Annotated in this window: 13 protein-coding genes; 6 read left to right on the top strand and 7 right to left on the bottom strand. The window is 64.1% G+C overall.

The features are described from left to right. Window positions 1-17: 17 nt before the first annotated feature. Window positions 18-926: a LysR substrate-binding domain-containing protein gene (locus BM43_RS14130; RefSeq protein WP_013688830.1), complete on the bottom strand. Its 909-nt coding sequence runs from the start codon at window positions 924-926 to the stop codon at window positions 18-20. A gap of 155 nt (window positions 927-1,081) precedes the next feature. On the opposite strand from BM43_RS14130, the gene BM43_RS14125 reads away from it, so the two are divergent. After that, entirely contained in the window at window positions 1,082-2,167 is a 1,086-nt protein-coding gene (locus tag BM43_RS14125) for a tartrate dehydrogenase (protein WP_036028867.1), read from the top strand. Window positions 2,168-2,714: 547 nt separating this feature from the next. Here BM43_RS14125 and BM43_RS14120 read toward each other — a convergent pair. After that, on the bottom strand, window positions 2,715-3,194 hold the full coding sequence (locus BM43_RS14120) for a nuclear transport factor 2 family protein (protein WP_025100220.1): 480 nt from the start codon (window positions 3,192-3,194) through the stop codon (window positions 2,715-2,717). Window positions 3,195-3,326: 132 nt separating this feature from the next. After that, the gene (locus BM43_RS14115) at window positions 3,327-3,968 is read right to left on the bottom strand and encodes a TetR/AcrR family transcriptional regulator (protein WP_042285908.1); all 642 of its coding nucleotides are present in this window, start codon (window positions 3,966-3,968) and stop codon (window positions 3,327-3,329) included. An 82-nt stretch (window positions 3,969-4,050) separates the two neighbouring features. Here BM43_RS14115 and BM43_RS14110 point away from each other — a divergent pair, with 82 nt between their 5' ends. Then, window positions 4,051-4,722 carry a YceI family protein gene (locus BM43_RS14110; protein WP_013688826.1) on the top strand — a complete coding sequence of 224 codons (672 nt, stop codon included), beginning with the start codon at window positions 4,051-4,053 and terminating at the stop codon, window positions 4,720-4,722. Between the two features lie 115 nt (window positions 4,723-4,837). Beyond that, a complete protein-coding gene (locus tag BM43_RS14105; RefSeq protein ID WP_025100223.1) occupies window positions 4,838-5,464 on the top strand; it encodes a GNAT family N-acetyltransferase in 627 nt (208 codons plus the stop codon). A 131-nt stretch (window positions 5,465-5,595) separates the two neighbouring features. On the opposite strand, the gene tdh is transcribed toward BM43_RS14105, so the two are convergent. After that, window positions 5,596-6,624 (bottom strand): L-threonine 3-dehydrogenase, encoded by a 1,029-nt coding sequence (gene tdh, locus BM43_RS14100; RefSeq protein ID WP_013688824.1) that lies wholly within the window; start codon window positions 6,622-6,624, stop codon window positions 5,596-5,598. A 12-nt stretch (window positions 6,625-6,636) separates the two neighbouring features. Next, the gene (locus BM43_RS14095) at window positions 6,637-7,836 is read right to left on the bottom strand and encodes a glycine C-acetyltransferase (RefSeq protein WP_036055177.1); all 1,200 of its coding nucleotides are present in this window, start codon (window positions 7,834-7,836) and stop codon (window positions 6,637-6,639) included. Between the two features lie 161 nt (window positions 7,837-7,997). On the opposite strand from BM43_RS14095, the gene BM43_RS14090 reads away from it, so the two are divergent. The 3 genes from BM43_RS14090 (at window position 7,998) to BM43_RS14080 (ending at window position 10,278) form a co-directional block, all read left to right on the top strand. Then, window positions 7,998-8,612 carry a helix-turn-helix domain-containing protein gene (locus BM43_RS14090; RefSeq protein WP_013688822.1) on the top strand — a complete coding sequence of 205 codons (615 nt, stop codon included), beginning with the start codon at window positions 7,998-8,000 and terminating at the stop codon, window positions 8,610-8,612. A gap of 82 nt (window positions 8,613-8,694) precedes the next feature. Continuing rightward, window positions 8,695-9,081, top strand: a complete 387-nt coding sequence (locus tag BM43_RS14085) for a DUF2471 family protein (protein ID WP_013688821.1) — start codon at window positions 8,695-8,697, stop codon at window positions 9,079-9,081. 153 nt (window positions 9,082-9,234) lie between these two features. Next, entirely contained in the window at window positions 9,235-10,278 is a 1,044-nt protein-coding gene (locus BM43_RS14080) for a tyrosine-type recombinase/integrase (protein WP_036055178.1), read from the top strand. A gap of 59 nt (window positions 10,279-10,337) precedes the next feature. On the opposite strand, the gene BM43_RS14075 is transcribed toward BM43_RS14080, so the two are convergent. Together BM43_RS14075 and BM43_RS40425 are read right to left on the bottom strand one after the other, a co-directional pair. Then, on the bottom strand, window positions 10,338-11,546 hold the full coding sequence (locus BM43_RS14075; protein WP_036055179.1) for a DNA-binding protein: 1,209 nt from the start codon (window positions 11,544-11,546) through the stop codon (window positions 10,338-10,340). 1,888 nt (window positions 11,547-13,434) lie between these two features. Next, window positions 13,435-13,704: a hypothetical protein gene (locus BM43_RS40425; protein ID WP_124083594.1), complete on the bottom strand. Its 270-nt coding sequence runs from the start codon at window positions 13,702-13,704 to the stop codon at window positions 13,435-13,437. Window positions 13,705-13,748 lie beyond the last annotated feature (44 nt).

Below are 13,748 nucleotides of genomic sequence, written 5' to 3'. Positions count from 1 at the left end.
CGCGACACGGCGGCCGATCACGCCGCCCCGCGCCATTGCGCGAAAGCCTCCGCCAGGAAGTCGACGCACACGCGCACCTTCGCCGACGCGGCCAGCCGCGCCGGATAGACCGCCCACACATTGGCCGGCTGCGTGACGTCGGGCAGCACGCGCTTGAGCGCGCCGCTGTCGAGCAGCGGCCCGGCTTCCCAGATCGAGCGCAGCACGATGCCCTTGCCGGCCAGCGCCCATTGCACGGCCACCTCGCCGTGATTGGTCGAGAGCGCGCCGCCGACCTTCACCGAACTCGTCTCGCCGCGCTGCGTCAGGCGCCACACGCCGAACGGGTGATCGCGCTCCTTGATCGCCAGGCACTGGTGCGAACCGAGGTCGGCGATCTGGCGCGGCGCGCCATGTCGTTCGAGATACGCGGGGGAGGCACACAGCACACGATAGTTGGTCGCGAGCCGTTTCGCGATCAGATGCTCGGCGATTTCATCGCCGATCCGCACGTCCAGATCGAAGCCCTCGCCGGCCACGTCCACCAGCCGGTCGAACAGATCGAGCCGCACATTGATCTGCGGAAAGCGTTCACTGAAATCGAGCAGCGCCGGCGCGAGCACGTGACGACCGAAGCCGAAGCTACTCGAGATGCGCAGCGTGCCGCGCGGCACCGTGCGCGTGGTGGAGACGTCCTCCACCAGGTGATCGACGTCGTCGAGGATCTTCTCGGCCCAGGCCAACACGCGCTCGCCAGAGTCGGTGACGGCCACGCGCCGCGTCGAGCGATGCAGCAGCCGCGTGCCGAGCTGGCCCTCGAGCAGGGCGACGCGCTTGCTGACATAGGCCGGCGAGACGCCGAGCTGCTCGGCCGCCGCGCTGAAGCTGGCCACCCGCACGACGATGCTGAATACGCGCAGGTCGTCGAGATTCGGCGCTTTATTCACGATGTGTGGAAAGTCGTTTAACCGGATTCAGATTCTAATCCCGGACGGAATCAATAGAATGCTCGGAAGCAATGCAGGACCGAGCCGATCGGTCCGCACTTTCGAAGCCCGGCGCCGCCGGGCAACCCAGGCACGAGAACGAGGAGGCGCTGGCGATGAGCGAGAAGGTCTACAGGATTGCGGTGATTCCCGGCGACGGCATCGGCCGCGAGGTGATGCCCGAAGGGATGCGGGCGCTCGATGCGGTCACGCGCCGCTTCGGCATCCGTTTCGAGGCGACCCATATCGACTGGGCCAGCTGCGATTATTACGCGCAGCATGGCCAGATGATGCCCGACGACTGGAAGGCCCAGCTCGCCGGCATGGATGCGCTGCTGTTCGGCGCGGTGGGCTGGCCCGACACGGTGCCCGACCACATCTCGCTGTGGGGCTCGCTGCTGAAGTTCCGTCGCGAATTCGACCAGTACGTCAACCTGCGCCCGGCGCGCCTGTTCGACGGCGTGCCGAGCCCGCTCGCCAACCGCAAGGCAGGCGATATCGACTTCATGATCGTGCGCGAGAACACCGAGGGCGAATACTCGTCGGTGGGCGGCGCGATGTTCGAGGGCACCGAGCGCGAGTTCGTGGTCCAGCAGGCGGTGTTCACGCGCACCGGCACCGAGCGCGTGATGAAGTTCGCGTTCGACCTGGCCCAGAGCCGCGCCAAGGAGCTGACCGTGGCCACCAAGAGCAACGGCATCGCGATCAGCATGCCGTGGTGGGATGCGCGCGCGGCCGAGATCGCTCAGCAGTATCCCGAGGTGAAATGGGACAAGCAGCACATCGACATCCTCTGCGCGCGCTTCGTGTTGAATCCCGATCGCTTCGACGTGGTGGTCGCCTCCAACCTGTTCGGCGACATCCTGTCGGATCTCGGCCCGGCCTGCACCGGCACGATCGGCATCGCGCCCTCGGCGAACCTGAACCCGGATCGCAAGTTCCCCTCGCTGTTCGAGCCCGTGCACGGTTCGGCACCCGACATCGCCGGGCGCTACATCGCCAATCCGATCGCGATGATCTGGTCGGCGGCGATGATGGTGGACTTCCTCGGTCACGGCACCGGCGTCGAGCGCGAGGCGCACGACGCGATCCTCGCCGCGATCGAGCACGTGCTCAAGCATGGGCCGCGCACCGGCGATCTCGGCGGCAAGGCGAGCACGCAGGAAGTGGGCGAAGCGGTGGTCGCGCAACTGCTCGCCTGAGGCCTGCGTCCCGCCCTTCCGCTCGTAAAAGTTCATCGGTGACCCACGGTGCGAGCTACCGCGCACCGTTCACCGAGTCCCGAAAAGCCTCACCTTGCTGGTGGGGCTCCTCCCGAATTTCCTCACCTCAAGCGCATCCTGCACAGTCGATTTCACCCTGCATGCACGCAAGGTGATGCGAGACGGCCTCGCCTTGCGCACCTGTGAAGCCATACGGATGTTGGTCGTTAGTTGCGCTGAGGGTATCGATACAGGGCGTGCCGCCTGGCTGTGAAGCCATTGCCGAGAAATTAACGACATCGTGGGCGCGCTCGATGGTGAGCCGCTGCATGTATCGAATTGGCACCGCTCATCGATACGTGTGTTGTGATCGGTGATGAACCGCGGCATCACGCAGCGCACCGAAGCGGAATCGCGCGAAGCGAACTCAGCACGACAAGGTGAGCGACATCGTCATCTCTCTCGAACCGTGCGCGATATCGCGAGCACCATGCAAGACGGGGCCATCCGGCTCGTCGCCGAATGGCCCCGCATGTTTCACATCAGCTTACAGACCGAGATCCGACAGGCTCGCGTGATCGTCGGGACGACGACCGAGCGGCCAATGGAACAGGCGATCCTGCTCGCGGATCGGCAGGTCGTTGATGCTCGCGTGGCGACGCGCCATCAGGCCGTTCTCGTCGAACTCCCAATTCTCGTTGCCGTAGGAGCGGAACCAGTTGCCGGCATCGTCATGCCATTCGTAGGCGAAGCGCACGGCGATACGGTTGCCGTCGAAGGCCCACAGCTCCTTGATCAGGCGATAGTCGAGCTCGCGCGCCCACTTGCGCGTCAGCAGGCCGACGATCTCCTCGCGACCGGTGACGAACTCGGCGCGGTTGCGCCACTTGCTGTCGCGCGTGTAAGCGAGCGACACGCGTTGCGGATCGCGCGTGTTCCAGCCGTCCTCGGCGGCACGCACCTTCTGGATGGCGGTCTCGCGCGTGAACGGCGGGAGCGGCGGACGGATTTCGCTGACTTCGGACATGGTGTTTCTCCTGGCTGCGTAGGTCGTTGGGGACTGCAAGTTTCTCAGGACTGCAAACAAGCCTTCGCGCACTCGCGCGAAGGCGATCATCTCGTCGCGCCGCATGCAAACCGTGCGGCGCCTGGGTGTTGCTCAGTCGGCGCGGGCCTCGAAGGCTGCCAGCAGTACCTCGCCGGCCGAGCGCGCATCGCGCGATGCCGAGGCATCGCCGCTGACCAGCGCCACGCCGATCGCGCCGTCGATCAGCACCAGCCACTGACGCGACAGGCGCGCCGCGTTCCTGCGATCGATGCCGTCGGCATCGGCCAAGGCATCGCACTCCTCGCGCACGAAGGCCAGCAACCGCTCCTTGTGATAACGCGCCACGCCGCGGATCGGATCATGCACGTCGCCGATCTCGCCCGCCGCGTTGAGGAAGGCGCAGCCGTGAAAATCGGGCCGCTCGAACCATTCGCGCAAGACATCGAACATCGCCAGCAGCCGGGCACGAGGCGTCTTGCCCCGCTCGCGCGTACCGTCGATGAACCACGCCATCCAGCGATCGTCGCGTCGCGCCAAGGCCGCCGTTACCAAGGCTTCCTTCGATTCGAAGTGCGTATAAAAGCTCTTGCGCGCGGCACCCGAGCGCTTGACGATCGCGTCGACGCCGGTGGCATGAATACCGCCCGCATAAACGAGTTCCTCCGCGGCCTCGAGCAGGCGCAAGCGCGCATTGCCCGCCGCCGGCTCGGGTTCTTGAGGAACTGCTGAGTTTCTTCGCTTGCTCTCGTTCATGGCGCATAAGGTAGAACGATCATTCTCCTTTGTCAAGCGAGCTTGCCTGCGCTATCGTGCCCGGACACAACAGGAGACGGTCATGGCTTGGCAATCCGGCGCGCGATGGCGCGCCCTCATCGGCGGCCTGGGGCTCGCGCTGGCAACCGCCTGCACGCCCGTGGCGGTCGTCACGCATCACGTATCGACGGCCACCGAGAAGGTGCCGGTCGGGCGCTACACGCTCGATCCGCATCACTGGAGCGTCTCGTTCGACGTCTCGCACTTCGGCTACTCGCGCTTCACGATGCGCTTCGACAAGGCCAGCGCGGTGCTCGACTGGCGCGCCGGCGGCCCGGCCATGAGCCAGGTCAGCGCGACCATCGACGCGTCCAGCCTCGACACCAACGTGCCGATTCTCGATCGCATGGTGACCGGCAGCGACGCGCTCGACGCCGCGCGCTATCCCTCGATCCGCTTCGATAGCACCGGCTGGACGCCGACCGGCGAGAACACCGGCAAGCTGGCCGGCAACCTGACGATCCGCGGCACCACCAAGCCGATCACGCTGGCGGTCACCTTCAACGGCTACGGCCGCAACCCGCTCACCAAGCAGCCGACCGTCGGCTTCTCGGCCAGCGGCAGCTTCAGCCGCGCGGCCTTCGACATCCCGACCTGGTACCCGGCTGTCGGCGACGACGTGCGGGTGCGGATCGAGGCCGAGTTCGAAATGCCGCCAGCCGGCGGCGACGGCGCGGCAAGCCCCGCCCAGTAAGCCTCGGCGCCGGCGCGGCGAGCCCGCGCCGGCCGGCGTTTACGACATTTTTTCTTGATCGTCGCCAGCGGCCGTTCCTACACTTCGGACAACCGAATCAGGTTCAGGAAACGCCATGTCGACACCTCGTCTCGCCCCCGTTCCGAACACCGGCTATGTGCCGAAGCCGTACGATCGCATCGTGCTACGGCCGTTCGATCCGGCGCGCGACGATTACGAGACGCTGACGGTCCTGCTGCATCGCGCCTTCGGCCGGCTCGGCGCGATGGGACTGAACTGTCCGTGCGTCGACCAGCCCGCCTCGGCGACGCGCCAGCGCGCGCTGGCCGGCACCTGCTTCGTCGCGACCTGCCATGGCCATGTGATTGCGACCATGACGCTGCACGAGCGCGACCAGGCCGGCACGAACCATCTCTATCGCTGCCGCGACGTCGCCAGCTTGCGGCAGTTCGGCGTCGATCCGATCTGGCAAAGCCGCGGCGTGGGCCGCGCGCTGGTCGCGTTCGCGGTGCGCTGGGCCGCCTCGCGCGCTTATGCCCGGCTCGCGCTCGACACGCCCTATCCGGCCACGCACCTGCTGGCCTTCTACCGCAGCCTCGGCTTCGAGATCGCCGACGTGGTCCGCTTCGCCGGCCGCGGCTACGACAGCGCGATCCTGTGCCGCTCGACCGCCCAGCCGGTCAGCCTGCCCGAGACGGGACCGCGCATCGTCACGCTGTCGTCCTGCAGCCGCCGCGGCTGAGGTGGGCTTCTCGCCTTCGATAGGGATCACTGAATAAAAGCGCTTCGCGGCCGCCCATGAAAAATGCCGGCGCCGGCGCTGTCGCGCCAGACACCGGCATCGCTTGATGCAGGCCTTGCGTGATACCCGACTCAGACGGTCCAGTCGAGGATCACCTTGCCGCTCTCGCCGGAGAGCATCGCCGCGAACGCCGCTTCATAGTCGTCGACGGCATAACGATGGGTGAGGATCGGCGAGAGGTCGAGCCCGCTTTGCAGCATCGCCACCATCTTGTACCAGGTCTCGAACATCTCGCGGCCATAGATGCCCTTGATCTCGAGCCCCTTGAAGATCACCTGGTTCCAGTCGATCGCCGTCTGCGCCGGCGGAATGCCGAGCAGCGCGACCTTGCCGCCGTGGTTCATCGCATCGAGCAGGCTGGTGAACGCGCTCGGCACGCCCGACATCTCCAGGCCGACGTCGAAACCTTCGGTCATGTGCAGTTCGTGCATCACGTCGCGCAGCGATTCGCGCGCGACGTTCACGGCACGCGTCGCGCCCATCTTGCGCGCGAGGCCGAGCCGGTAATCGTTGACGTCGGTGATCACCACGTTGCGTGCGCCCACATGTTTCGCGATCGCCACGGCCATGATGCCGATCGGCCCGGCGCCCGTGATCAGCACGTCCTCGCCGACCAGGTTGAAGGACAGCGCCGTGTGCGTGGCATTGCCGAACGGATCGAAGATCGCGGCCAGGTCGTCGGAGATCTCGGGCGGGATCTTGAAGGCGTTGAAGGCCGGGATCGCCAGGTACTCGGCGAAGGCCCCCTCGCGATTCACGCCGACGCCGACAGTATTGCGGCACAGATGCCGCCGCCCCGCCCGGCAATTGCGGCAGAACCCGCAGGTGATGTGGCCTTCGCCGGATACGCGGTCGCCGATCGCGAAGCCGCGCACCTCCTGCCCCATCTCGACGATCTCGCCGACGTATTCGTGGCCGACATGCATCGGCACCGGAATCGTCTTCTGCGCCCAGTCGTCCCACTTCCAGATATGGATGTCGGTGCCGCAGATCGCCGTGCGGCGAATCTTGATCAGCACGTCGTTATGCCCGACCTCGGGCCGCTTCACGTCGGTCATCCGCAGGCCGGGGCCGCGTTCGAGTTTCGCCAGCGCTTTCATCTCCGCGTCTCCTCAGATCACGCCCAGCGACTTGCCGACCCGCACGAAGGCGTCGACGGCACGATCGATCTGCTCGGGCGTGTGGGCCGCGCTCATCTGCGTGCGGATCCGCGCACGGCCGCGCGGCACCACCGGGAACGAGAAGCCGATCACGTAGACGCCTTCGGCCAGCAGCGCATCGGCCATCCTGGTCGCGACCTGCGCATCGCCGAGCATCACCGGGATGATCGGATGCTCGCCCGGCACCAGGGTGAAGCCGGCCTCGCTCATGCGGCGGCGGAAATGCGCGCCATTCTCGCGCACGCGGCGGCGCAGGCGCGCGCCCTCGTCGCTGGCGAGCAGTTCGAGCACGGCCAGCGAGGCCTCGGCGATGCTCGGCGCGAGCGTGTTCGAGAACAGGTAGGGACGCGAACGCTGGCGCAGCAGCTCGACGATCTCCTTGCGTGCCGACACATAACCGCCCGATGCACCGCCCAGCGCCTTGCCGAGCGTGCCGGTGACGATGTCGACCCGATCGGCCACGCCGCAATGCTCGGGCGTGCCGCGGCCATGTTCGCCGATGAAGCCGACCGCGTGCGAATCGTCGACCATCACCAGCGCGCCGTAACGATCGGCCAGGTCGCAGACGCCTTTCAGGTCGGCGATGATGCCGTCCATCGAGAACACGCCGTCGGTCGCGATCAGCTTGAAGCGCGCGCCGGCCTCATCGGCCTCGCGCAGCTTCGCCTCGAGATCCTGCATGTCGTTGTTCTTGTAGCGAAAACGCTTGGCCTTGGACAGGCGCACGCCGTCGATGATGCTGGCGTGGTTCAGTTCATCGCTGATGATCGCGTCCTCTTCGCCGAGCAGCGTCTCGAACAGGCCGCCGTTCGCGTCGAAGCAGCTCGAATAGAGGATCGTGTCGTCGGTGCCGAGGAAGCGCGACAGCGCCGCCTCGAGCTGCTTGTGCACCGTCTGCGTGCCGCAGATGAAACGCACCGAGGCCATCCCGAAGCCGTCGCGCTCGAGGCCCGCCGCCGCGGCCGCCACCAGGCGCCGATCGTTGGCCAGGCCGAGATAGTTGTTCGCGCAGAAATTCAGCACGCCGGCGCCGTCGGCCAGCTTCACGTCCGCGGCCTGGGGGCTCGCGATCTCGCGCTCGGTCTTGTAGAAACCGTCGGCGCGGATCTGGTCGAGGGTTCCGCGCACATGGGCGAGGAAGGCATCACGCATCTGTCTGCTCCTGAGTGGGCTGGGGGCGCGCGGGCGGGCCGCTCGTGGCGGCGGCCGCGCGGCCTGCTACTGTTATAGTCGCCCGTTGGGTTTATCGTATTTTTCCTGTATTTCGAACTCAAGTTCGAGATATCGAACGACTCTAAGCGAACCGATATCAAATGGCAAGTTCTTCCGGCACGCGCCGCGCCGCGGCTTCCGCCTCGCCGCCGGCGGGCGATGCGAGCATCCCGCCGCGCGTCGGCGAGACCATCCAGCGGCTGCGCAACGAACGCAAGCTCACGCTTGACGACCTGTCGCGCGCGGCCGGCGTGTCGAAATCGATGCTTTCGGAAATCGAGCGCGACAAGGCCAACCCGACCATCGCGGTGGCCTGGCGCCTGACCAATGCGCTCGGCATCAGCCTCGACGAGCTGTTCGCGCAGCCGAAATCGCCGGAGACGATCCGGGTCGACGGCCTGCACGACATCCCGACGCTGTCCGGCCATGACAATCAATATCAGTTGCGCGTCTGGGGCCCGATCGAACTGGCCGGCCGCTTCGAATGGTACGAACTGACCCTGCCGGCCAATGGCGCGCTGGTGTCGAATGCCCACGAGCCCGGCACGCGCGAGCACCTGACCGTGCTGGCCGGTTCGATCGAGATCGAGGCCGGCAGCAGTTCGCGGCGCTTGAAGACCGGCGAGACCGCGCGCTACGCGGCCGATGCGCCGCACGCGATCCGCAATCTCGGCCGCGGCGAGGCCAAGGCGCTGCTGATCGTGATCCATCGCTGAAATCCCGCGTCCGGCCTGTCGTATCCGGCAGTTGCGCAATTCACTGTATATTTGTACAGTGTTGGCTCACGAGGAGCCCGCTATGACCGAACAGGACCTGGCCGCGCTCAGCTTCAAGGCTGCGGCGCAAGACATGGAGATGATCGTCCGCCACATTGCCGCCCGCTACATCCGTCAGCGGGTACCGCTGACGTGGCGGCTGCTGCAAGCGATCGAGGCCGAGGCGATGGCCGATCTCGGCTTCGCCGCCCGGCACGATCCCTTCATCCGCAGCCTGTTCGAAAGGCCCGCGGATTTCGAATTCCCCGAAACAGACGATCCAATCGACGTCGCGCAGTCCAATGCGCTGCCGGCGGTGCTGTCGTATGCCGTCTCGGCCTATGAGGCCGCCTCGCGGCAGCCGAAGCTCGGTCCCGCCGAGCCGGTGCCGAGTTCGCGTCCGCGGCGCGTACGCATCTGGGGCGGCTGAAGCGTCCCGGCACCATTGCCCACCACGTTCTGCGCCGGTTCCGTCTCGCCAGACGCGAAGCGCCGGAGCGGCCGGCGACCAGCCATTCATGGATGGCTGGCAATTCCTGGCGCGGTGCACTACGCTCATTGAGCAACTAACGGATTTATAGACATGTCTCTTCCAAGTCCCTCGACTGCCGGGACGCTGGTGGCCACCGAACCCGATCTGTTCGACGGCACCGAGGCGGACTGGGTCGCCCAACCGGACGCGTCGTTCGACGCGTGGCTCGCGACGCAAGACTTTCGCCGTTCGTCGGCCGACGTCTATCGCGCGCAATGGGGCGCGTTCCTGACCTGGCTCGGCGAACGGCAACAGACGCTCGCCACGGTCGACACCCAATCGATCGCCAATTTCGTCGGCGAGCTGCCGATCAAGAAAACGCAACGGGTCCGTTATTTGCGACTCATCGAGCGGGTGCTCGACCATGTACGTCGCAATGAATTCGGCTCGACCAACCCGGCCCGCTTCATTGCTCAGGATGGCGAAGCATTGTGGCGCCGGGCACGCGACAACGAACCCACCAGTTTCCTCTCGCCGTCCGAACGCGCGGCCCTGCTCGCCTATCTGTTCTCGCCGCTGCCAGCGGCCGGCATGTCGCATTGGAAGGAACGGCGCGATCGCGCGCTGGTGGCGGCCTTTCTTGGAGGAGGATTGAAAACGGGGGAAGCACGCATATTGACGATTAGTTGCGTCAAACCCGGTGAGCCCGCGGTGCGCCTGCCCTCCACGCATCCGGCCTTCGAGCGCGAAACGCATCTTGCCTCGTTCGCGATTGCGCTATTCGACGCCTGGCTTGCCGAACGGCGGCGCTGCGATATTCCTGGCGACCTGGTCTTTCCTTCCTCGCTGACCGGCCGGCCGATGCACAAGGCCACCATGCTGCGCGCGGTCGATGCCATTGTCGAAGCCGCCAACATCGCCAACTCGAGAACCGAACGGGCCAGCCCGCAAACGCTGCGCAACACTTTCGCGGCCGAACTGTTCGAAAACGGTGTCACGCCCGAGCGCGTCGGCCATTGGCTCGGCTTCATGCAGCCGGTTTCGGCGAATCGCTTGCACCGAGCTTGGCGAACTTGGCGCGACAATCTCGAAAAAACCGCAATTGGGGACCAGGAAGCGGTTGCGAGCTCGGCCGAAAACCCGCGTCTGGTCTGATTCCGTGAGCGATCAGCTCCTGAATGCCCTCACCATTCGGCTCCCGATTTTCCTCACCTTTACCACAGCGAGCCGCTCGAGCTGCCGATCCGGTTGAACTGTGTGACCGCCTCGAAGCGCGAGGCACAGTGGCCGGAAGCGTGTTCGCATTCCGGGCACAGCAATTCGAAGCCCTCCTGGTCGTGCGACAGTTCCGGCTCGCCTTCCTCACACTTCGGGCAGCGCGGCGGCAAATTCACGTGCGCATCGATCGACGATCCGATCGCCTCGAAAGCCGCCGCATCGAGCAGCCCGGCATCGGCCAGGCGTCGCAGCAACGCGGCAATTCCGGATGGGACGCCCTGTGCCTGGCGCAATGTCTCGATTTCCCGCGTCGCGGCCGTCAACTCGTCACTCTGTTCGCGCAGTTGCTCGTCGAGTCGGTCGGCGCGCGCCTTGGCGGCGCTAAGTTGTTGTAAGAACTCGAATTCTTTTCGGTTCACGTCGCGCAGACCCGCTTGATAAGTGCCGGCCATGCTGCGCAGCGAATCGAGCTCTACCAGCATCGGCTTCACACGGCGCTCGGCTTCGGCCACCGCATCCTTGATCTGCTGGGCGTAATGTTCCGTGTTCTGACGCGATTCGACGTGCAAGGCGTCAATTCTTTCTCTCAGCGACGCATTCTGCTGCTGTTCTCCTTCCAAACGCTTGTTCAACAGCTCGTTTTCGTTTTCGAGCCGCTGAGTCAGCACCTGCAGGGAATCCTGGTGCGCCGCGCCGTGCGTCGACGCGGTTGCCAAGCGGATTTCCGCTTCGGTGAGCTTCGCCTGCAATTGCTCCGCACGGTTCTCGCTACGCGCAAGGGCGAGCTCGAGCGTTTCGTGGCGAACCTGCGCCTCGCGAACCCGCTGGGCTGCCGCGGCAATTTCGTTGCTGGCTTCTTGCCGCTCGGCTTCCAGCCCGATCCGCGCTTCCTTCTGCGCTTCCTCATATAGCGAGCCCAGCAGTTCACCAGCCTTGTCTTCCAGGGATTTCGGCAAATTGCCGCCGTCGAGCCTTACCTTCGAGGCGGAGCGAATCCGCTCCCAGAAGAAATCGATGTCCTTGGGGATATCGCCGGCGCTACCGGTTTGGGTCAGGTCGCGCACATTGGCTGCGGAGGGTCGAATGCCCAGGTCGAAAAACAGGCGTTTGCAGGCGTGAAGCGAAAGATCCTGCCGGCGTGCGCCGCTTGTGCGCATCGCATCGAGTTCGGCACGGATCGTTTGGCGGATGTCGTCGAAAGTCATCGGAACGAGAGTATCGGTCAATACGTAGCGATCATAATGGAATACGTATTTTTTGATACATGTTTGATGGAAACACCACAGCTTCTTGTCGTCTGTGCCGTTGAGGTCTTCCACAGTCGCTGCTAGCTGATCCTCTCTCCAAAATCCCGTGAAACAAAGCGAAGAATCTTAGCTAAGCCATTGTTTTTGTAGACTAAACATCTGCTCCTCAAATATCTGGGGATGTTTCACACAGAAGGAGGGTGGAGAGAAGCGATGTTTCAGGGAGCTCACGGGTGCTCGTAGAGAGTAATAGAAGTAAACACCCTTGAAACCCTTGTTAAAAACGTTAACGCCACCGCACAGCCTTACTGGGTAAGGGATTCCGGCCGACAAGGTGAAGCTTTACGGGAATCATGGTGATCTTTTGCGGGACATGAAGTGATGGGGTTCGGGGGCGAGCGTGAGGCCTTGCAGGAGAGATCGTGAGCGGATTCAGGAGCACAGCGTTCCCGGCCCTGTGCGAAAGGTGAAGCTTTTCGGGAGGGGGATCGACGTCGACACCGCATGGTGCCTGAATCGCGTCGTTTTGGGCGGGAATCCCTAAGGTGAGGCTTTGCAGGGGGGCCGTTTGGCCCCGAATCTTCCAGGGATTTGCCTATTTGATAGGCATAGGTGAGGTTTCTCGGGATTCGGGGCGGGATTGACGTGAGCTTTTACGGGAAAAAAGTACCGTTTTGGGGCGTTTGACGGCGCTCACAGGCTTGAGGTGAGGTTTTTCAGGAGCCTTTGCCTGCAATTTCAGCGCCAGCCACGCTTGAGGTGAGAATTTTCGGGATTGACGGAAATGTGGCCAAAAAAGCTTTGAGGTGAGGCTTTTCAGGACCTCGACACAGTCAAAAAAATGGCAAAGGTGAGGTTTTTCGGGAGCAGTGGGTGTCCACTTACCCGTAAACCCCCGACAAGACTGGAACTTTTGCCGTGCTTTTCGTGATCGTTTTCACGAGAGGTGAGGTTTTTCAGGAGTGTGTTGAGCTCCGAAGGAATCTCCTGATTCGGGTTGAGGTGAGATCTTCCGGGATCTTGGGGGAATCGGCGCTGCATTGCACGATTCGGGGTAAGTGTATGAAATTAATGAATATTTTCCGGTGTTCAAGTCCTTGGGTGAGATTTTTCGGGAGCATCGGATGAGGTTGAGGTGACCCATGTTTTGGGAAAAGGTGAGGCTTTTCGGGATCGAGCAGGCTGTGAGGCCCCGTATGTCGGTGCTTTTCGTTAGATGTCGTGCATCACCGGTTCGCGACGAAAGGTGAGGTTTTTCGGGGGCTCATGTGCGGATGCGGTAAAACGACGGATTTGGCGGGCCTCGAGGAGCTGTGGACAACCCTTTTGAAGGCATCGATATGGATCGATGGCGAGCCGGTGAGGTGAATGAATACGGCTCGGATGCGATATCGGAGTCCCAGAGACGCCCGTGGCTCCCGGAGCCTCTGACAGCCGCTGGGAGGGCTTCCTGGGGCGATTCCGAGGCGGGAACGCTCCGGAGCTTGCTGGAGCCCACCCACGGGGTCGTATCGCGGTGATTGCTTCTGGCTTGGTTCGAATGGTGTCGACGGGCTGTGTGCAGAGTTGCGCCGTCGTAGTCCGCCGCACAGGGTGAGGCGACAGGACGCCGGGCATGAACCGATGTGCACCGAGGGCATCCCTGGGCAGCTTGACGCACAGGGGCGGTGAGTGCTTGTCGGAAGCTGTGCGCACCGTGTTGGCCTGCCTGGCAGGGTGACGCCGTCAGAGGGCAGTGCTTCACCCTGGCCGGGTGCTCGCTGCTTCGCCGAGGTCGGCTGGCCTCAGGACGATTGACACAGCATTTCGGTGCTGGCAGGGCATTTCCCCCTGTTTTTCGGGGGTTTCATGCTGTGAAACCGGTAATGGTCTGTGCAGATTTTCCGGCCCTTGTCCACGGGAAAATTTTTAAGGTGAGGTGATACGGGAGGGCTCTCGACGCCTCGATATCGGTGCGGCTATCATGCGCGGCCGTGTCACCCGCGACGACAAAGCGGGCGCCGGCATCACAGGTTTTGCCATCGGTGAGCTTTTGCGGGATCGTCCTGGGGTGAGGCGCTGCGAATCGCGGTGCATCACCGCCTACGGTGAGGGGCTGCTTGTAGACGCCCATCACCGCAGTCGCTATCCTTGCGGGAAACTTTCCTTGTCCGATCCGAC

It is taken from the genome of Burkholderia gladioli, assembly GCF_000959725.1.
Classification (GTDB): domain Bacteria; phylum Pseudomonadota; class Gammaproteobacteria; order Burkholderiales; family Burkholderiaceae; genus Burkholderia; species Burkholderia gladioli.
This window is presented reverse-complemented; position numbering and strand designations above follow the sequence as displayed.

Coding starts and splice junctions, on each gene's coding strand:
- BM43_RS14125 (WP_036028867.1), top strand. CDS start 1,082: ATGAGCGAGAAGGTCTACAGGATTGCGGTGATTCCCGGCGACGGCATC.
- BM43_RS14120 (WP_025100220.1), bottom strand. CDS start 3,194: ATGTCCGAAGTCAGCGAAATCCGTCCGCCGCTCCCGCCGTTCACGCGC.
- BM43_RS14115 (WP_042285908.1), bottom strand. CDS start 3,968: ATGAACGAGAGCAAGCGAAGAAACTCAGCAGTTCCTCAAGAACCCGAG.
- BM43_RS14110 (WP_013688826.1), top strand. CDS start 4,051: ATGGCTTGGCAATCCGGCGCGCGATGGCGCGCCCTCATCGGCGGCCTG.
- BM43_RS14105 (WP_025100223.1), top strand. CDS start 4,838: ATGTCGACACCTCGTCTCGCCCCCGTTCCGAACACCGGCTATGTGCCG.
- tdh (WP_013688824.1), bottom strand. CDS start 6,624: ATGAAAGCGCTGGCGAAACTCGAACGCGGCCCCGGCCTGCGGATGACC.
- BM43_RS14095 (WP_036055177.1), bottom strand. CDS start 7,836: ATGCGTGATGCCTTCCTCGCCCATGTGCGCGGAACCCTCGACCAGATC.
- BM43_RS14090 (WP_013688822.1), top strand. CDS start 7,998: ATGGCAAGTTCTTCCGGCACGCGCCGCGCCGCGGCTTCCGCCTCGCCG.
- BM43_RS14085 (WP_013688821.1), top strand. CDS start 8,695: ATGACCGAACAGGACCTGGCCGCGCTCAGCTTCAAGGCTGCGGCGCAA.
- BM43_RS14080 (WP_036055178.1), top strand. CDS start 9,235: ATGTCTCTTCCAAGTCCCTCGACTGCCGGGACGCTGGTGGCCACCGAA.
- BM43_RS14075 (WP_036055179.1), bottom strand. CDS start 11,546: ATGACTTTCGACGACATCCGCCAAACGATCCGTGCCGAACTCGATGCG.